This window comes from Enterobacter sp. SORGH_AS_0287 (assembly GCF_031453695.1).
In the GTDB taxonomy this organism is placed as follows: Bacteria; Pseudomonadota; Gammaproteobacteria; order Enterobacterales; family Enterobacteriaceae; genus Enterobacter; species Enterobacter ludwigii.
Genome location: NZ_JAVIZW010000001.1, coordinates 2,529,845 through 2,548,823, shown reverse-complemented (window position 1 = coordinate 2,548,823; position 18,979 = coordinate 2,529,845). Strand labels below are relative to the sequence as shown.

20 protein-coding genes are annotated in these 18,979 nt (G+C 55.2%); 16 read left to right on the top strand and 4 right to left on the bottom strand.

What is annotated here, in order from left to right; all coding sequences use genetic code 11:
- The first annotated feature begins 136 nt into the window (after positions 1-136).
- From malZ to QE396_RS12125, 4 genes are all read left to right on the top strand, one after another.
- A complete protein-coding gene (gene malZ, locus QE396_RS12140; RefSeq protein ID WP_032681572.1) occupies positions 137-1,954 on the top strand; it encodes a maltodextrin glucosidase in 1,818 nt (605 codons plus the stop codon).
- Between the two features lie 200 nt (positions 1,955-2,154).
- On the top strand, positions 2,155-2,796 hold the full coding sequence (locus tag QE396_RS12135; RefSeq protein WP_020885231.1) for a hydrolase: 642 nt from the start codon (positions 2,155-2,157) through the stop codon (positions 2,794-2,796).
- 48 nt (positions 2,797-2,844) lie between these two features.
- Positions 2,845-3,390: an antibiotic biosynthesis monooxygenase gene (locus QE396_RS12130; RefSeq protein WP_014168838.1), complete on the top strand. Its 546-nt coding sequence runs from the start codon at positions 2,845-2,847 to the stop codon at positions 3,388-3,390.
- A 21-nt stretch (positions 3,391-3,411) separates the two neighbouring features.
- Entirely contained in the window at positions 3,412-5,280 is a 1,869-nt protein-coding gene (locus QE396_RS12125) for an amidohydrolase (RefSeq protein ID WP_014168839.1), read from the top strand.
- 69 nt (positions 5,281-5,349) lie between these two features.
- Here QE396_RS12125 and QE396_RS12120 read toward each other — a convergent pair whose 3' ends face one another.
- Complete coding sequence (locus tag QE396_RS12120) at positions 5,350-5,952, bottom strand: peroxiredoxin (RefSeq protein WP_014168840.1); 603 nt, start codon at positions 5,950-5,952, stop codon at positions 5,350-5,352.
- 127 nt (positions 5,953-6,079) lie between these two features.
- The gene (gene acpH / locus QE396_RS12115) at positions 6,080-6,661 is read right to left on the bottom strand and encodes an ACP phosphodiesterase (RefSeq protein ID WP_025204983.1); all 582 of its coding nucleotides are present in this window, start codon (positions 6,659-6,661) and stop codon (positions 6,080-6,082) included.
- Positions 6,662-6,753: 92 nt separating this feature from the next.
- On the opposite strand from acpH, the gene queA reads away from it, so the two are divergent.
- From queA to QE396_RS12080, 7 genes are all read left to right on the top strand, one after another.
- Positions 6,754-7,824 (top strand): tRNA preQ1(34) S-adenosylmethionine ribosyltransferase-isomerase QueA, encoded by a 1,071-nt coding sequence (gene queA / locus QE396_RS12110; RefSeq protein ID WP_032677507.1) that lies wholly within the window; start codon positions 6,754-6,756, stop codon positions 7,822-7,824.
- A 53-nt stretch (positions 7,825-7,877) separates the two neighbouring features.
- Entirely contained in the window at positions 7,878-9,005 is a 1,128-nt protein-coding gene (tgt, locus tag QE396_RS12105) for a tRNA guanosine(34) transglycosylase Tgt (RefSeq protein ID WP_020885227.1), read from the top strand.
- 22 nt (positions 9,006-9,027) lie between these two features.
- Entirely contained in the window at positions 9,028-9,360 is a 333-nt protein-coding gene (gene yajC, locus QE396_RS12100) for a preprotein translocase subunit YajC (protein WP_000007630.1), read from the top strand.
- A 27-nt stretch (positions 9,361-9,387) separates the two neighbouring features.
- Positions 9,388-11,235, top strand: a complete 1,848-nt coding sequence (secD, locus tag QE396_RS12095) for a protein translocase subunit SecD (RefSeq protein WP_014168844.1) — start codon at positions 9,388-9,390, stop codon at positions 11,233-11,235.
- A 10-nt stretch (positions 11,236-11,245) separates the two neighbouring features.
- On the top strand, positions 11,246-12,217 hold the full coding sequence (gene secF / locus QE396_RS12090) for a protein translocase subunit SecF (RefSeq protein WP_020885225.1): 972 nt from the start codon (positions 11,246-11,248) through the stop codon (positions 12,215-12,217).
- A 142-nt stretch (positions 12,218-12,359) separates the two neighbouring features.
- Complete coding sequence (locus tag QE396_RS12085; protein WP_020885224.1) at positions 12,360-12,725, top strand: VOC family protein; 366 nt, start codon at positions 12,360-12,362, stop codon at positions 12,723-12,725.
- Between the two features lie 14 nt (positions 12,726-12,739).
- Positions 12,740-13,420, top strand: coding sequence for a YafY family protein (locus QE396_RS12080; protein WP_014168847.1), 681 nt, complete (start codon positions 12,740-12,742; stop codon positions 13,418-13,420).
- Between the two features lie 48 nt (positions 13,421-13,468).
- Here the strand turns inward: QE396_RS12080 and QE396_RS12075 are convergent, their stop codons facing one another.
- Together QE396_RS12075 and QE396_RS12070 are read right to left on the bottom strand one after the other, a co-directional pair.
- Positions 13,469-14,353 carry a nucleoside-specific channel-forming protein Tsx gene (locus QE396_RS12075; RefSeq protein ID WP_025204975.1) on the bottom strand — a complete coding sequence of 295 codons (885 nt, stop codon included), beginning with the start codon at positions 14,351-14,353 and terminating at the stop codon, positions 13,469-13,471.
- 266 nt (positions 14,354-14,619) lie between these two features.
- Entirely contained in the window at positions 14,620-15,159 is a 540-nt protein-coding gene (locus tag QE396_RS12070; protein ID WP_032670755.1) for a DUF3251 domain-containing protein, read from the bottom strand.
- Positions 15,160-15,311: 152 nt separating this feature from the next.
- On the opposite strand from QE396_RS12070, the gene nrdR reads away from it, so the two are divergent.
- The 5 genes from nrdR to thiL all read left to right on the top strand — a co-directional run bounded on the left by nrdR (position 15,312) and on the right by thiL (position 18,918).
- Positions 15,312-15,761, top strand: coding sequence for a transcriptional regulator NrdR (gene nrdR, locus QE396_RS12065; RefSeq protein WP_008503337.1), 450 nt, complete (start codon positions 15,312-15,314; stop codon positions 15,759-15,761).
- Positions 15,762-15,765: 4 nt separating this feature from the next.
- Complete coding sequence (gene ribD, locus QE396_RS12060; RefSeq protein ID WP_020885222.1) at positions 15,766-16,869, top strand: bifunctional diaminohydroxyphosphoribosylaminopyrimidine deaminase/5-amino-6-(5-phosphoribosylamino)uracil reductase RibD; 1,104 nt, start codon at positions 15,766-15,768, stop codon at positions 16,867-16,869.
- An 87-nt stretch (positions 16,870-16,956) separates the two neighbouring features.
- Positions 16,957-17,427, top strand: a complete 471-nt coding sequence (gene ribE / locus QE396_RS12055; protein WP_006176874.1) for a 6,7-dimethyl-8-ribityllumazine synthase — start codon at positions 16,957-16,959, stop codon at positions 17,425-17,427.
- Positions 17,428-17,448: 21 nt separating this feature from the next.
- Positions 17,449-17,868: a transcription antitermination factor NusB gene (nusB, locus tag QE396_RS12050; RefSeq protein WP_006809908.1), complete on the top strand. Its 420-nt coding sequence runs from the start codon at positions 17,449-17,451 to the stop codon at positions 17,866-17,868.
- 78 nt (positions 17,869-17,946) lie between these two features.
- The gene (gene thiL / locus QE396_RS12045; protein WP_020885221.1) at positions 17,947-18,918 is read left to right on the top strand and encodes a thiamine-phosphate kinase; all 972 of its coding nucleotides are present in this window, start codon (positions 17,947-17,949) and stop codon (positions 18,916-18,918) included.
- Positions 18,919-18,979 lie beyond the last annotated feature (61 nt).

Sequence of the window (18,979 nt, the reverse complement as noted above, 5' to 3'; positions counted from 1 at the left end):
GAGGGACTGGAAGGAGGCATCCGCTCATGCTGATGCCTCCTCCCCCGTCCTCCTCCCTCAATAAACCTCGTCATGATGAGCTAACCTTAACCCCCCTGTGGCAAGGTGACGTCAATTTCATCAAAGGGGATTCGTGATGTTAAACGCCTGGCACCTTCCGGTTGCCCCATTTGTTAAGCAAAACAAAGACAACCTTGTGATTACGCTTTGGCTGGCGGGGGAAAATCAGCCTGAACGCGTGACGCTACGCGCCGAAATTGATAACGAAGAGACCGCGCTGAAAATGCATAAGCAGCGCAGCCAGCCGCAGCCCGGGATCACGGCGTGGCGGGCAAACATCGATTTAACCCGTGGACAGCCGCGTCGTCGCTACAGTTTTAAACTGCTGTGGAATAACCGCCAGCTGTGGTTTACCCCGCAGGGGTTTAGCCGTTTTCCGCCGGCCCGGCTGGAGCAGTTTGCCGTCGATTACCCGGACAATGGCCCGCAATGGGTTAACGATCAGGTGTTTTACCAGATTTTCCCGGACCGCTTTGCCCGCAGCGAAAAGCGCACTGCAGACCAGGACAAGGTTTATTACCACCACGCAGCAGGTCACGACATTATCCTCAAAGCATGGGATGAACCGCTGACCGCGCAGGCAGGTGGCTCGACGTTTTACGGCGGCGATCTCGACGGGATCAGCGAAAAACTCCCGTACCTGAAAAAACTGGGCGTGACGGCGCTGTACCTTAACCCGGTGTTTAAAGCCCCGAGCGTGCATAAATACGACACCGAAGATTATCGTCATGTTGATGAGCAGTTTGGCGGCGATGCGGCGCTGCTGCGCCTGCGACAGAACACTAAAAACGAAGGGATGCGCCTGATTCTGGACGGCGTGTTCAACCACAGCGGGGATTCGCACGCGTGGTTTGACCGTCATAACCAGTCGATGAGCGGGGCATGCCATAACCCGGATTCGCCGCAGCGTGACTGGTACAGCTTTAATGAAGAGGGCTACGCGCTGGACTGGCTGGGCTACCCAAGCCTGCCGAAGCTGGATTTCCAGTCGCCTTCTCTGGTCAACGAAATCTACGGCGGTGAAGACAGCGTTGTCCGCCACTGGCTTAAGGCACCATGGAACATGGACGGCTGGCGTCTTGACGTGGTGCATATGCTGGGTGAAGCGGGCGGAGCGCGTAATAACCTTCAGCACGTTGCAGGTATCACCCGCTCAGCGAAAGCCGCACAGCCGGAGGCCTTTGTCTTTGGCGAGCATTTTGGCGATGCACGCCAGTGGCTGCAAGCCGATGCAGAAGATTCGGCCATGAACTACCGCGGTTTTACCTTCCCGCTATGGGGATTTCTGGCGAACACCGATATCTCCTACGATCCGCAGCATATCGACGCCGAAACCTGTATGGCATGGATGGATAACTACCGCGCCAGCCTGTCGCATCAGCAGCAGTTGCGGATGTTTAACCAGCTGGACAGCCACGATACCGCACGTTTTAAATCCCTGCTTGGCAAGGATGTGGCGCGCCTGCCGCTGGCCGTTACCTGGCTCTTCACCTGGCCTGGCGTGCCGTGCATTTACTACGGTGATGAGGTGGGGCTGGAGGGGAACAACGATCCCTTCTGCCGCAAAACCTTCCCCTGGGATCCGGCGAAGCAGGACAAGGCTCTGCTCAGCCTGTACCAGCGTCTGGCTAAGCTTCGTAAACAGAACCAGGCGCTGCGTTACGGTGGCTGTCAGGTGGTGTATGCCCACGATAACGTGGTGGTGTTTGCCCGCGTCTACAACCAGCAACGCGTGCTGGTCGCCATCAACCGCGGAGAAGCCTGTGAAGTGGTGCTGGATGACTCTCCGTTGCTGCACGTGAAGGCGTGGCAACGCAAAGAGGGTAAAGGCACGATTCAGGAAGGCATTCTCTCCTTACCGGCCATTTCCGCCTCCGTCTGGTTCGGAAATTAATCGTCATCAGCAACCGGTTTATTTCCCGGTTGCTGAAAATTCCCCTAAGTTGTTCGGTTAATTTCAACAGAGGGGACAAATATCTTTACTATCCGCTCAATCAATTCTCGCTATACTCAAATTGCTTTATCAGTCAGGGCCCTTTCTCATATAGCACACCAAAACGTTGGCTTTTAACACATTGATTAAAAGGTACTTTTATGTCTATTCGTGAACTGATTGACCCGTCCAATTCTGTACTGATTTTTATCGATCACCAACCGCAAATGTCTTTTGGCGTGGCAAATATTGACCGTCAGTTATTAAAGAATAATACGGTGGCTCTGGCAAAAGCAGGCAAAATTTTTGATGTTCCGGTTATCTACACCTCTGTCGAAACAAAAAGCTTTAGCGGATACATCTGGCCAGAACTGCTGGCGGTTCACCCGGAGGTTAAACCGATTGAACGTACCTCTATGAACTCCTGGGAAGACGATGCGTTTGTTGCGGCAGTGAAAGCAACGGGCCGCAAGAAACTTATCATCTCAGCCCTGTGGACCGAAGTTTGCCTGACCTTCCCGGCGCTGATGGCCCTGGATGAAGGGTTTGAAGTTTATGTAGTAACCGATACTTCCGGCGGTACCTCCGTAGATGCCCATGAACGTGCGATTGACCGTATGGTTCAAGCGGGCGCGGTTCCTGTGACCTGGCAGCAGGTGCTGCTTGAGTATCAGCGCGACTGGTCTCGCAAAGGCACTTACGACGCGGTCATGGACCTGGTCCGTGAGCACAGCGGCGCTTATGGCATGGGCGTTGACTATGCCTACACCCTCGTTCACGGCGCGCCAGAACGCAAAGCGTAAACCTTCCAGGGCGGGGTTCTCCCGCCCATTAATGACCAGGAAACTATTATGGCGCACACATCGCATGTCACGCTGGTGATCACCCACACCTTGCTGCCGGGTCAGGCTGAGCGATACGAACAGTGGCTGGGTAAGATCATGCCCATCGCGGCGGAATTTCCGGGGCATCTTGGCGCGAACGTCATCCGCCCGACCGACGGACAACATCTGTGGACGGTGATAATCCGTTTCGACACCCTCGAACACCTCTCTGCGTGGACCCAGTCCGATACCCGTAATGCGCTGGTAAAAGAGATTGAACCGCTGCTGGCGGAAGGCGATAAAACCGAAGTACGTACCGAGGCGGCGTTCTGGTTTACCCCACCGGAGCCTCATGTGCGTAAGCCTAAACAGTGGAAACAGTTTCTCATTACCCTGCTGGTTATCTTCCCCAGTACCAACCTGGTGCCGCTGGTGACCGGTGCGTTGCTTCCTGGCCTGAAAGGTACGTTGTTGCTGCATCTGATTAACGATGCCTGTGTGGTCGCGCTGGTGGTCTGGCTGTGGATGCCCATCGTGACCCGTCTGTTTGCCGGATGGCTCAAAAAAGCCTGATTCGGTTGAAAGGAGTACGTTATGTCTCAAACTGCCACACTGATCTTAACCAAAGGTAAGATCCATACCCTCGATCGCGAAAACCCGCTCACGGAAGCGGTGGCTATTGCTAACGGCAAGATTCTGGCGACGGGCAACCACGATCGCATAATGAGCTATGCGACGCAGGGAACGCAGATTGTCGATCTGAAGGGGAGTACGGTGATCCCCGGGCTTAACGATTCGCACCTGCACCTGATCCGCGGCGGGCTGAACTACAACCTCGAGCTGCGCTGGGAAGGCGTACCGTCGCTGGCGGATGCGCTAAGGATGTTGAAAGATCAGGCCGATCGTACACCTTCACCTCAGTGGGTTCGGGTGGTGGGCGGCTGGAGCGAGTTTCAGTTCGCCGAACGCCGGATGCCGACCATCGAAGAGCTTAACGAGGCGGCACCGGATACGCCGGTGTTTGTCCTGCACCTCTACGATCGCGCCCTGCTTAACCGCGCCGCGTTGAAAGCTGTCGGCTACACCAAAGAGACGCCAAACCCGCCGGGCGGGGAGATTGTGCGTGATAACCACGGCAACCCGACCGGGCTGCTGATCGCTAAACCTAACGCGATGATCCTCTACGCCACGCTGGCAAAAGGACCGAAACTCCCCATTGAGCAGCAGGTTAACTCCACGCGCCAGTTTATGCGTGAGCTTAACCGTCTGGGGCTGACCAGCGCCATTGATGCCGGCGGCGGCTTCCAGAATTACCCGGAAGATTACGAGGTGATTGCCGAATTGCACGCCAAAGAGCAGATGACGGTGCGTATTGCCTACAACCTCTTCACCCAGCGCCCTAAACAGGAGCTGGAGGATTTTGAGCGCTGGACCGATATGCTCAAACCGGGGCAGGGCACAGACTTTTATCGTGCGAACGGGGCAGGAGAGATGCTGGTCTTCTCGGCGGCGGATTTTGAAGATTTCCTCCAGCCGCGCCCGGATCTGCCGCAAGGGATGGAAGACGAGCTGGAACGCGTGGTGCGCCACCTGGTGGAAAACCGCTGGCCGTTCCGGCTGCATGCCACCTATGACGAATCCATCAGCCGGATGCTGGATGTCTTTGAGAAGGTGAACCGTGAGATTCCGTTTAACGGCCTGCACTGGTTCTTTGACCATGCGGAGACCATTACCGAGCGTAATATCGAGCGCGTAAAAGCGTTGGGGGGCGGTATTGCGGTGCAGCACCGTATGGCGTTCCAGGGCGAATATTTCGTCGACCGCTACGGCAAAGAGGCGGTGAAACACACGCCGCCGGTGGCGAAAATGCTGGAACTGGACGTGCCGGTTGGGTTAGGAACCGACGCAACCCGTGTGGCGAGCTATAACCCGTGGACGGCGCTCTACTGGCTGGTCTCCGGGCGAACCGTCGGCGGCCTGGCGATGTATGACGACAATAACCGCCTGCCGCGTGAGGTAGCGCTGGAGCTGTGGACCGCAGGCAGCGCGTGGTTTTCCAGCGAACAGGGTAAAAAAGGCCGTCTGGTTGAAGGGCAGCTTGCGGACCTGGTGGTGCTGTCGAAAGATTACTTCAGCGTGACGGAAGAGGAGATCAAGGGCATTGAATCGGTGCTGACCGTTGTGGATGGCAAGGTCGTGTATGCCGCCGGTCATTTCAGTCCGCTGTCACCGCCGCCGATCCCGGTTGTGCCGTCGTGGTCACCGGTCGTGAAAGTCCCGGGGCATTACCGCTCTGCGCCGCCTGCAGCCAGCAAAGTGGGGGCGGTGGTACAGATGCACCAGTGCATTGGTAGCTGCGGGGTGCATGGCCATGCGCACGGCATTGCGCGGCAATCGGATATCCCGGTATCTGATGACCAGGCATTCTGGGGCGTGCTGGGGTGCTCGTGCTTCGCGTTTTAACGTGTGAAAGTGAGATCGTACAAAACAAAAAGGCCCGCTAATGCGGGCCTTTTCCGTAAACCGTGCCGATTACAGGCTGGATACGTTCTCAGACAGGTATTTAGCAACGCCGTCCGGAGACGCGTTCATACCTTCTTTACCTTTTTCCCACTGAGCCGGGCACACTTCACCGTGCTCTTCGTGGAACTGCAGCGCGTCAACCATGCGCAGCATTTCGTCGATGTTACGACCCAGTGGCAGATCGTTAACAACCTGGTGACGAACGATGCCGTTTGCGTCGATCAGGAAAGAACCGCGCAGTGCAACACCAGCGTCCGGATGTTCGATACCGTAAGCCTGCTGGATTTCGCGTTTGATGTCCGCAACCATTGCGTATTTCACCGCACCGATGCCGCCTTTGTCGACAGGGGTGTTACGCCATGCGTTGTGTACAAATTCAGAGTCGAAGGAGACGCCTACAACTTCTACGCCACGCTTCTGGAATTCTTCGTAACGTTTGTCGAATGCGATCAGCTCAGACGGGCAAACGAAAGTGAAGTCCATTGGCCAGAAGAACAGAACGGTCGCTTTACCGTTGGTGTGCTGTTTGAAGTTGAAGTTTTCAACGATTTCACCGTTGCCCAGAACTGCTGCAGCTGTAAAATCCGGAGCCGGACGAGTTACCAGAACCATGTGATTCTCCTGTAGATACTAAGGTTATTTGGAACGCAACGCCGCCCAGTATAGAGAGTGTTCATTGATAAGACAAAGAGGCGCTAACAATCGTTCAGCAAGCTTTCACCTATCAATGGCATTTCTGTTATAGCTGTTTGTTTTTCGCCTGGGTCATCATACGCGGATAGAACTGCCAGAATCGTGTCTCCAGCGCCTCGTAGTGGGCGTCCAGGTCATGCCAGGAGTCGCGCAGCGCGTCGAGTCGCGGTCGACGACTCGCCATCCCGTTTAACACATTCTGTATAAAGTCCATCTCGCGATAGCGCTCAAGCCAGCGTTCTGACCAGAGATAGTTATTCAGATTCACAAAGCGCGGCGGCGAATCCGGCAAAATAATGGACACCTGCTGGTGGGCATAGCGCACGAACGCGTTTAGGGGCATCTCAGGAGAGAGTGTTTCCCAGTGCCGCGAGAGGAAATGGTCCCACATCACATCGAGCGTGATCGGTGCGACGCGCCGCGTTTCAGGGCGGAACCACGCTTTGGCTTCCTGGACTTCCGGCAGGTTATCGGTCAGTACGTCGATACGGCGATGCATAAAAATCCCGTCGACAACCTCTGCGGAGTACGCGTCGGCGGGATTACCGCGCACGAAATCGGCCAGCAGATTGCCGGAAAGAGAGCTGTCAGCGAGATGAGCAAGATGCAGGTGAGCGAGAAAATTCATGCGTTTTATTTGTCCAGGGGCGGCTAGTTGTTGCAGCAAAAGGGTGTGAGCACTAGACTATGCCGCCTGTTTTTAAGTCACGAGTATACGTCATGCGCGTCGCCGATTTCTCCTTTGAACTACCTGAATCCCTGATTGCTCACTACCCAATGCCTGAGCGCAGTAGCTGTCGTTTGCTGTCACTGGATGGGCCGACGGGCGAGCTGACGCACGGTACTTTCACCGATTTGCTCGACAAGCTCAACCCTGGCGATCTGCTGGTCTTTAACAATACCCGCGTGATCCCGGCGCGTCTGTTTGGCCGTAAAGCCAGCGGCGGCAAGATTGAAGTGCTGGTCGAACGTATGCTTGATGATAAACGTATTCTGGCACATATTCGCGCCTCTAAAGCGCCGAAGCCGGGTGCAGAGCTGCTGCTTGGCGATGATGAGAGCATCCGTGCAACCATGACCGCGCGTCACGATGCGCTGTTTGAGGTGGCGTTCAATGACGAGCGCACGGTGCTCGACATTCTGAATGCGATCGGCCATATGCCGCTGCCCCCTTACATCGAGCGCCCGGACGAAGAGGCTGACCGCGAGCTGTACCAGACCGTCTACAGCCAGAAGCCTGGCGCGGTCGCCGCGCCGACGGCGGGCCTGCATTTTGATGAACCGCTGCTGGAAAAATTGCGCGCGAAAGGCATCGAGATGGCCTTCGTGACCCTGCATGTCGGTGCGGGTACGTTCCAGCCGGTGCGCGTGGACAGCATCGAAGACCACATCATGCACTCCGAATATGCCGAAGTGCCGCAAGAGGTGGTGGATGCCGTTCTGGCCGCCAAAGCACGCGGTAACCGCGTTGTGGCAGTGGGCACCACGTCGGTACGCTCCCTTGAGAGCGCCGCGCAGGCCGCCAAAAATGACCTGATTGAGCCTTTCTTTGGCGATACGCAGATCTTTATCTACCCGGGCTATCAGTACAACGTGATTGATGCCCTGGTAACCAACTTCCATCTGCCTGAATCAACGCTGATTATGCTGGTGTCCGCTTTTGCGGGTTATCAGCACACCATGGCGGCGTACAAGTCTGCGGTAGAACAAAAATATCGCTTTTTTAGCTACGGGGACGCGATGTTTATCACGTACAATCCGCAGGCTTTGAATGAGCGTGTCGGGGAATAAGTCCGCGGCACCGTTTTACAACGTTGGACTGTTTTTCTGACGTCGGAGAAAAAATGAAATTTGAACTCGATACCACCGATGGTCGCGCACGTCGCGGCCGCCTGGTGTTTGATCGCGGCGTGGTGGAAACCCCCGCGTTTATGCCTGTGGGCACCTACGGCACCGTAAAAGGGATGACGCCGGAAGAAGTGGAAGCCACTGGCGCACAGATTATCCTCGGCAATACCTTCCACCTGTGGCTGCGTCCTGGTCAGGAGATCATGAAGCTGCACGGCGATTTGCATGATTTCATGCAGTGGAAAGGCCCGATCCTGACCGACTCCGGTGGTTTCCAGGTCTTCAGCCTGGGCGACATCCGTAAGATCACCGAGCAGGGCGTACACTTCCGTAACCCGATCAACGGCGATCCGATTTTCCTCGATCCTGAAAAGTCTATGGAGATTCAGTACGATCTCGGCTCTGATATCGTGATGATCTTCGACGAATGTACGCCATACCCGGCCGACTGGGATTACGCGAAACGCTCCATGGAGATGTCGTTGCGCTGGGCGAAGCGTAGCCGTGACCGCTTTGACTCCCTGCAGAACAAAAATGCGCTGTTCGGTATTATCCAGGGCAGCGTTTACGAAGATTTACGCGATATCTCTGTTAAAGGTCTGGTAGAGATAGGTTTTGATGGCTACGCTGTCGGCGGTTTGGCTGTGGGTGAACCGAAGGAAGACATGCATCGCATTCTGGAGCATGTCTGCCCGCAAATCCCGGCAGATAAACCCCGTTACCTGATGGGTGTGGGTAAACCTGAGGACCTGGTTGAAGGTGTGCGCCGCGGCATTGATATGTTCGACTGCGTTATGCCAACCCGCAACGCGCGTAACGGTCATCTGTTTGTGACCGATGGCGTGGTGAAAATCCGTAACGCGAAGCATAAGAGTGACACCAGCCCGCTCGATTCCGAGTGCGATTGCTACACCTGTCGCAATTATTCTCGCGCGTACCTGCATCATCTTGATCGTTGCAATGAGATTTTGGGCGCGCGTCTCAATACCATTCATAATCTTCGTTATTATCAGCGCTTAATGGCTGGTTTACGCAAGGCTATTGAAGAGGGTAAATTAGAGAGCTTCGTGACCGATTTTTACCAACGTCAGGGTCGAACCGTTCCACCTTTGAACGTTGATTAATTTTAATAATGAGGGAATTTGAATGAGCTTTTTTATTTCTGATGCGGTAGCGGCAACAGGTGCTCCGGCGCAGGGCAGCCCGATGTCTCTGATTCTGATGCTGGTTGTGTTCGGTCTGATCTTCTACTTCATGATCCTGCGCCCACAGCAGAAGCGTACCAAAGAGCACAAAAAGCTGATGGACTCCATTGCCAAAGGTGATGAAGTGCTGACCAACGGTGGTCTGGTCGGTCGCGTAACCAAAGTGGCTGAAAGTGGCTACATTGCTATTGCCCTGAACGACACCACTGAAGTGGTTATCAAACGTGACTTCGTAGCTGCCGTTCTGCCGAAAGGCACCATGAAGGCGCTGTAATCCCAACTTTTCCCAAAGGGAACTGCCGTGTTAAACCGTTATCCTTTGTGGAAGTACATCATGCTGGTCGCCGTGATTCTCGTCGGCCTGCTGTACGCGCTTCCCAACCTGTATGGTGAGGATCCGGCTGTTCAAATCACTGGCGCGCGCGGTGTCGCCGCCAGTGAGCAAACGCTGATCCAGGTCCAGAAATCGTTACAAGAAGAAAAAATTACCGCTAAGTCTGTGGCTCTGGAAGAGGGCGCAATTCTTGCTCGCTTCGACACCACCGACACGCAGCTCCGCGCTCGCGAAGTGCTGATGGGCGTGCTGGGTGATAAATACGTCGTGGCGCTTAACCTTGCTCCTGCAACCCCGCGTTGGCTGGCTGCGTTGAATGCAGAGCCAATGAAACTCGGTCTTGACCTGCGTGGCGGTGTTCACTTCCTGATGGAAGTGGATATGGATACCGCGCTCGGCAAACTGCAGGAACAAAACATCGACAGCCTGCGCAGCGATCTGCGCGAAAAAGGCATCGCTTACACTACCGTTCGTAAAGAAGATAACTACGGTATGAGCATCACGTTCCGCGACAGCGCGGCGCGCGATCAGGCTGTAGATTACCTGACTCAACGTCACCGTGACCTCGTGATCACCTCTCAGGGCAGCAACCAGCTGCGCGCGGTGATGACCGATGCTCGCCTGAAAGAAGCCCGTGAATACGCCGTTCAGCAGAACATCAATATTCTGCGTAACCGTGTAAACCAGCTGGGTGTTGCTGAGCCACTGGTACAGCGTCAGGGTGCTGACCGTATCGTGGTGGAACTCCCGGGGATTCAGGACACGGCACGTGCGAAAGAGATTCTGGGAGCAACTGCCACGCTGGAATTCCGTCTGGTTAACTCCAACGTCGATCAGTCCGCTGCTGCCGCAGGCCGTATTCCGGGCGATTCGGAAGTGAAACAGACCCGCGAAGGTCAGCCAGTTGTGCTGTACAAACGCGTGATCCTGACCGGTGACCACATCACCGACTCCACATCCAGCCAGGACGAATACAACCAGCCGCAGGTTAACATCTCGCTGGATAGCGCGGGTGGTAACATCATGTCTAACTTCACCAAGGACAACATCGGTAAACCGATGGCAACCCTGTTCGTGGAGTACAAAGACAGCGGTAAGAAAGACGCAAACGGCCGCGCGGTGCTGGTGAAAGAGGAAGAGGTGATTAACATCGCCAACATCCAGTCTCGTCTGGGTAACAGCTTCCGCATCACCGGTATCAACAACCCGAACGAAGCGCGTCAGCTTTCACTGCTGCTGCGTGCCGGTGCGCTGATTGCACCGATTCAGATTGTTGAAGAACGTACCATTGGTCCAACGCTGGGGATGCAAAACATCAAGCAGGGTCTGGAAGCGTGTCTGGCCGGTCTGGTGGTCTCCATCCTCTTCATGATCTTCTTCTATAAGAAGTTTGGTCTGATTGCGACAAGCGCACTGGTTGCGAACCTGGTGCTGATTATCGGCATCATGTCTCTGCTGCCGGGGGCGACGCTGACCATGCCGGGGATTGCCGGTATCGTCTTAACCCTTGCGGTGGCGGTCGACGCCAACGTACTGATAAACGAACGTATCAAAGAAGAGTTAAGCAACGGTCGCTCTGTTCAGCAGGCGATTGACGAAGGCTACAAAGGGGCATTTAGCTCCATCTTCGATGCGAACGTAACAACACTGATTAAGGTTCTTATCCTGTATGCAGTGGGGACTGGCGCTATCAAAGGCTTTGCGATCACCACCGGTATCGGTGTTGCAACGTCAATGTTTACCGCTATTGTCGGCACCCGTGCCATCGTGAACCTGCTGTATGGCGGCAAGCGCGTCAAAAAGCTGTCTATCTGAGGAGTGCGTTGTGGCACAGGAATATACTGTTGAACAATTGAACCACGGCCGTAAAGTCTGGGACTTTATGCGCTGGGACTACTGGGCTTTCGGCATTTCAGGTTTACTGCTGATCCTCTCCCTTATCGTGATGGGCGTGAAAGGCTTTAACTGGGGTCTTGATTTCACCGGTGGTACGGTAATTGAGATCTCCCTGGAAAAACCGGTCGATATGGACCAGATGCGCCAGTCTCTGCAGAAAGCGGGCTTTGAAGAGCCGTTGCTGCAGAACTTCGGCAGCAGCCGTGACATCATGGTGCGTATGCCGCCGGTGCACGATGCGAACGGCAGCCAGGAGCTGGGCAGCAAGGTTGTTAACGTGGTTAACGAAACAACCAACCAGCATGCGACGGTTAAGCGTATCGAGTTCGTCGGGCCAAGCGTAGGTGCTGACCTGGCGCAAACCGGTGCGATGGCGCTGCTGGTGGCTCTGATCTCCATTCTGGTGTACGTCGGTTTCCGCTTTGAGTGGCGACTGGCGGCGGGTGTGGTTATCGCCCTGGCGCACGACGTGGTGATCACCATGGGCATACTGTCTCTGTTCCACATTGAGATTGACCTGACAATCGTGGCATCCCTGATGTCCGTTATCGGTTACTCACTGAACGACAGTATCGTGGTATCTGACCGTATTCGTGAAAACTTCCGTAAGATCCGTCGCGGTACGCCGTACGAAATCTTTAACGTGTCGTTGACCCAGACGCTGCACCGTACGTTGATCACATCCGGAACCACCTTGATGGTGATCCTGATGCTGTTCCTCTTCGGTGGCCCGGTACTGGAAGGCTTCTCGCTGACCATGCTGATCGGTGTCTCTATCGGTACGGCTTCGTCTATCTACGTCGCCTCCGCACTGGCACTGAAACTTGGCATGAAGCGCGAGCACCTGCTCCAGCAGAAAGTCGAGAAAGAAGGGGCGGACCAGCCGTCTATTCTGCCGTAAGACGACGTGTCGTTCGTTCCTGAAATCCCGGTCTGTTGACCGGGATTTTTTTTATCTGCTCCTGCCAAACACTCCTGACAGTATGCTGTCAGGAGCCCTGTCGTAGACTCTTTTCGAACCCAAACAACAGGCAGGAGGATGTATGAAAAGTGTGATTAACTGGTTTGAAATTCCGGTCGCCGATATGGATCGCGCTATCAAATTTTATGAGCCCGTGATGCAGGTACAGCTGAGACGAGAGAAAATGGATGTGGCTGAGCTAGCCGTTTTCCCGCATGACGATCCGGCCACCGGCGGCGCGCTGGCAAAATTTGAGGGCATTACACCGTCCGTACAGGGCGCTATTATTTACCTGCATACTGACAACCTGGCGGCAACGCTCGATCGCATCGCGTCTGCGGGTGGCGAGTGCGTGTTTGGCCCGCTGGAATTGCCGCGTGGCATTGGCACCATAGCCTTGTTTACCGACAGCGAAGGTAATCGCGTCGGCCTCCATCAACCTGCCTGAGAGCTGAATACGATATGACCCGACGCGCTGACCGTTTGTTTCAGATTGTGCAGATCCTGAGAGGCAGGCGTCTGACAACGGCAGCGCATCTGGCGGACAGGTTGAGCGTATCGGAACGGACCGTATACCGTGATATCCGCGACCTGTCGCTTTCCGGCGTGCCGGTGGAAGGGGAGGCGGGAAGCGGCTATCGACTGATGTCGGGTTTTGACTTACCTCCGCTGATGCTGACGAACAAAGAATCTGAAGCGCTGATGGTCGCCATCCGTCTGCTGAAAACCTGGGGGGGCGACTCGCTCTCGCGTGAGCTTGAGTCGGCGCAGGAGAAGGTACTGGCGATCCTGCCCGAGGAGAGCCGACGTAAGGCGGAGCAGACGCGGATATATGCGCCGGATATTGCGCTTCAGCCGCATTCGCGCAGCGACTTTGATGTTATTCATCAGGCTATTTCTGCCCAGTGCGTACTGGCGCTGCATTATCGTGATGAAGCCGGGCATCTGACATGGCGCGACATTCAGCCGCTGGGGCTGTTCTTTTGGGGAGAACACTGGCTGCTGGCCGCGTGGTGTGAACGGCGTGATGACTACCGTTGCTTCCGGCTCGACAGGTGTCTGAATATTACGCTCACGCAGAGGCGTTTTAGCGAAAGCGCGGAGCGATCGCTGGCGGATTTTCTGCGCAAGGTGAAGCAATAAAAAAGCCAGCATATCAGCTGGCTTTGTCCGTTTTTGCCTTCTTTCACATCAGAAGTTGTAACCGACAACCAGGTAACCACCCCAGCCGGTAGAACGTACGCTGAAGTCGCCATTGCCGAAGTTCAGGCTTGCGTCATCGTTCCACTGACCGCCGTTATGCCAGTAACGCGCAACAACGGAGTAGTGCCAGTGATCGTAGTTCAGCGCCAGGATGTGGCTGGAGGCGATGGAGTCGTTGGTACGCGCTTTCTTACCGTTCAGGTCACGGAAGTCGTTGTCGCCCAAGTCTGAACCCCAGTCAAAGTTGGTGAAACCGATATAGCTCAGGTTACCGCCCCACAGCTGGGTAATTGGCACAAAGTATTTCACTTTGAAACGGTAGCCATCCCACTCGTTTTCGTTCGCGGCACCGTAGTTCTGCCACTGGTATTTCGCATAGACGTTCAGGGACAGGCTCATTGGCAGACCGGTGTCGATGTCGGTACCCAGACCCATATACCAGGTGCTCTGACGACCGGACGCGTTACGGCCCATGTCGTAGATGTAGTTGTTCGCGAAGTACCACTCTTTGAATGGACCAAACGCCAGGCTGGTGCCCGTCAGCTTATCAATGGAGAAGCGGGGTTCGATCTCCATGAACAGGGGTGAACCGTGGTTCCAGATACCTTTCGCATCGGTGTTACCGCCGAAGAAGACCGGTGCATCCATATAGCCGTAGAAATCGAACCAGTCTTTCTTGGCGAAGGCTTCGTACTCCAGATAGGTATCGTTGCGGATCTGTGGTCCGAAACGGGTGTGATAGCTGCCGACCACGTTAACGCTCTGGTGCCACCAGTCGGAGAGGTATTGTGGTTTATCGTTTTCCGCTGCGTTAACAGTGAAAGTGGAGGAGAGTGCCAGCACGGCGCCAGCCGCGAGTAATGTTTTTTTCATAATCATGCCACTGATTGAAATTCCCTTCCGGGAGTGAAAAATGCGCGAATTGCGTTTCTAAATATTTCGTGTTTCTGCGGAGCCTATTATAGGAATCCTTGCTCACAAAAATATGTGTTGTTTCACATATCTCTCACACGCGTAATCGATTGCGTTCACGTTTGCGTACTTTAAACGGCGGGGATTGTAGCGGCAATGATTTCTGTTGCCAATCTTTGCGGATTGTAAATGTTAGCGGAGTGACATTGCACTCCGCTGAAAGGGGATTACTGCGCGGCGGGCTGGATATCGTGAATGCGGATGAAACCTAACTGATCCGGCGTAAGTCCGTTCAGCTGGATCGGAATGTCAACATCGCTCGGGGCCAGCACGCTGGCGGGAGCGGTGAACAGCTGGCTCTTCACGTTCACTTCCCGATAGTTCTCGGTGGTGCCCTGAATCTGCCCCCACTCGACGGTGCCGCTAAAGGCTGGCAGAGGATCGCTGAATTCCCCCTGAATGCGTAATGTTGCGCGAGTACCATCCGCATTGGCCGCCACGTTAACCAGCGACATTTTCAGCGTGCCAATCTGGCTGTTAAGGCGCGCCGGGGTGTTAGACCCGGGCAGCAGATAAACCCCGCTGCTGGATTTGGCATTCAGCGCGTTTTGCTGGGTGATCTTCACAGTTTCTTTGTTCAGTTTGTCCATCGCGGTATTGAGCGTATTCACGCTTTGTTTCATTTGACGGACTTCGGTTTGCTGTGCACAGGCGCTAAGGGTAAACAGACTCCCCACCAGCAATATTTTCAGGTAACGTCTTGTCATTGCGTTTATTTCCTTGAAATAACGGATCTCCGTAATGGTAGCCAGCATCGCATCAACAGGCATAGATCCTTTGTCTCAAAAAGCTCTTCCTTTGTTGTCAGGCCAGATCAGGGTAAAATGAAAATCAGTTAACCACATAACAGGGATACCGTATGCATTGCCCATTCTGCTCCGCTGTGGATACCAAAGTTATCGACTCTCGCCTTGTGGGCGAAGGGTCTTCCGTACGCCGCCGCCGGCAATGTCTGGTGTGCAACGAGCGTTTCACGACCTTTGAGGTTGCAGAGCTGGTAATGCCGCGCGTGGTAAAAAGTAACGACGTGCGTGAGCCGTTTAACGAAGAGAAACTGCGCAGCGGGATGCTCAAGGCGCTGGAAAAACGCCCTGTCAGTGCAGATGACGTCGAAATGGCGTTAAACCACATAAAATCTTACCTTCGTGGTTTGGGTGAGCGCGAGGTGCCAAGCAAGATGATTGGCAACCTGGTGATGGAGCAACTGAAAAAGCTCGATAAGGTCGCCTATATCCGCTTCGCCTCTGTGTACCGCAGTTTCGAAGATATCAAAGAGTTTGGCGAAGAGATCGCCCGCTTACAGGATTAAGCTCATGCAGGATGAGATTTACATGGCGCGAGCCATGAAGCTGGCGCAGCGCGGTCGTTTTACCACCCATCCCAACCCTAACGTCGGGTGCGTCATTGTCAACGATGGCGAGATCGTGGGCGAAGGGTTTCACTACCGTGCCGGTGAGCCCCATGCCGAAGTTCATGCCCTGCGTATGGCCGGCGAAAAGGCGCGCGGTGCAACGGCCTACGTGACGCTGGAACCCTGCAGCCACCACGGCCGTACCCCGCCGTGCTGCGAAGCACTGATTGCGGCGGGTGTCGCGCGCGTTGTCGCGGCGATGCAGGATCCCAATCCGCAGGTTGCCGGACGTGGCCTGTATCGACTGCAGCAGGAAGGAGTTGATGTCAGTCACGGTCTGATGATGCAGGATGCAGAAGCGATCAACAAAGGCTTCCTGAAGCGCATGCGCACCGGGTTCCCGTACATTCAGCTTAAGCTTGGGGCCTCACTGGATGGTCGTACGGCGATGGCGAACGGCGAGAGCCAGTGGATCACCTCTGCGCAGGCAAGGCGCGATGTGCAACGTCTGCGCGCGCAAAGCCATGCTATCCTCACCAGCAGTGAAACGGTTCTGGCTGATAATCCTGCCATGACCGTGCGCTGGGATGAACTGAATGCCGATACCCAGGCGTGCTACCCGCAGGAAAACCTGCGTCAGCCGCTGCGTATTGTCATCGATAGCCAGAATCGCATCACGCCTGCGCACCGCATCGTGCAACAGCCGGGCGAAACCTGGATTGCACGCACGCAGGACGATGCGCGTGAATGGCCGCAAGGCGTACGCAGCATCATGGTGCCAGAGCATAACGGGCACCTCGACTTAGTGGTGCTGATGATGCTGCTTGGTAAGCAACAGGTGAACAGTATCTGGGTAGAAGCGGGGCCGACGCTGGCCGGCGCGCTGCTGCAGGCCGGGCTGGTGGATGAGCTGATTGTCTACGTAGCACCTAAACTGTTGGGTAACGATGCGCGTGGTCTGTTTGTGCTGCCGGGTCTTGAAAAACTTGGTGATGCACCGCAACTCAAATTTAGCGAGATTCGTCCGGTGGGCCCGGATGTCTGCCTCCATTTAACGCCAGCGTAATTGCTCCTGAAATAGGGAAGCAGTGCGCAAAGTATTATGATAAAATCCGCCCCCCTGCGGGGCCAAATGAACCCGTAAAGGAAGAGTATGAACATTATTGAAGCTGCTGTAGCTACCCCGGACGCTCGCGTCGCCATCACCATTGCGCGTTTCAACAACTTCATCAACGACAGCCTGCTGGAAGGTGCCATTGACGCCCTGAAACGTATCGGCCAGGTTAAAGATGACAACATTACCGTTGTTTGGGTTCCAGGTGCTTATGAACTGCCACTGGCAGCGGGCGCGCTGGCGAAAACCGGTAAATACGACGCGGTGATTGCGCTGGGTACCGTTATTCGTGGCGGCACTGCACACTTCGAATACGTTGCAGGCGGTGCAAGCAATGGTCTGGCACACGTTGCGCAGGATGCAGAAATTCCTGTCGCGTTTGGCGTGCTGACTACCGAAAGTATTGAACAAGCCATTGAGCGCGCTGGTACCAAAGCCGGTAACAAAGGTGCAGAAGCTGCACTGACCGCGCTTGAAATGATCAATGTGTTGAAAGCCATTAAGGCCTGATTTTTTTGTAAGGGGAATTCCGTGAAACCTGCTGCTCGTCGCCGCGCCCGTGAATGTGCCGTCCAGGCACTTTACTCCTGGCAGTTGTCCCAGAACGACATCGCTGATGTTGAATACCAGTTCCTGTCAGAACAGGACGTGAAAGACGTTGACGTTCTGTACTTCCGTGAACTGCTGTCGGGAGTGGCGACTAATAGCGCGTATCTCGATGGTCTGATGAAGCCATATCTGTCCCGTCTGCTCGAAGAGCTGGGTCAGGTAGAGAAAGCAGTGTTGCGTATCGCGCTGTTTGAGTTGTCTAAACGTGATGATGTGCCGTACAAAGTGGCCATCAACGAAGCGATCGAACTGGCGAAAACCTTCGGCGCTGAAGACAGCCATAAATTTGTAAACGGCGTGCTGGATAAAGCCGCACCTGCGATCCGTCCCCACAAAAAGTGATCCGCAAACCGGAGTTTTGCATTGCCTGCCGGGCAGTGCGGCTCCGGTTTTTTTATTTAATTTGCTGAGGCATAACGTATGGCATGCGGCGAATTCTCCCTGATTGCCCGTTATTTCGACCGTGTCAGAACCTCTCGTCTTGATGTTGAAACCGGCATTGGGGATGACTGCGCACTTCTCAATATTCCCGAAAAACAGACGCTGGCAATCAGCACCGACACCTTAGTGTGCGGACGTCATTTTTTACCTGATATCGATCCCGCCGATCTGGCGTATAAAGCGCTGGCGGTCAACGTAAGCGATTTAGCGGCCATGGGCGCCGATCCCGCGTGGCTGACGCTGGCGTTGACGCTGCCCGAGGTGGACGAAGACTGGCTTGAAGCCTTTAGCGATGCGCTGTTTGATCAGCTCAACTACTACGATATGCAGCTGATTGGCGGTGACACCACTGCCGGGCCGCTGTCGATGACGCTTGCGATCCACGGCTATGTCCCGCTGGGCCGGGCGCTGAAACGCTCGGGCGCAAAGCCGGGTGACTGGATCTACGTGACCGGCACGCCGGGCGACAGCGCCGCAGGGCTGGCAATCCTCCAGGACCGCTTACGCGTCAAGGATGCCGACGATGCGGCATATCTGGTGAAACGCCATCTGCGCCCAACGCCGCGTATTTTGCACGGCCAGGCGCTGCGCGAGCGGGCAAGCTCGGCTATCGATCTCTCTGACGGGCTTATCTCCGATCTCGGCCATATTCTGAAGGCCAGCGGTGTGGGCGCGCGCGTAGATCTGGATCTGTTCCCGCTGTCAGAGCCATTGCTTCGCCATGTGGAACCCGAGCAGGCTCTGCGCTGGGCGCTCTCCGGCGGCGAAGATTATGAGCTGTGCTTTACCGTACCGGAGCTGAACCGGGGAACGCTGGACGTGGCGCTAGCTCACCTTGGGGCGAAGTTTACCTGTATCGGACAGATTATGCCGGAAAGCGAAGGGCTGAAATTTGTGCGTGATGGCGCGCCGGTTACGCTTGACTGGAAGGGTTACGACCACTTTGCGTGATTCGTCTGCCGGGTAGCGTTGCGCTTACCCGGCCGATGGGTTTTGTTCTCTCTCCTTTTGG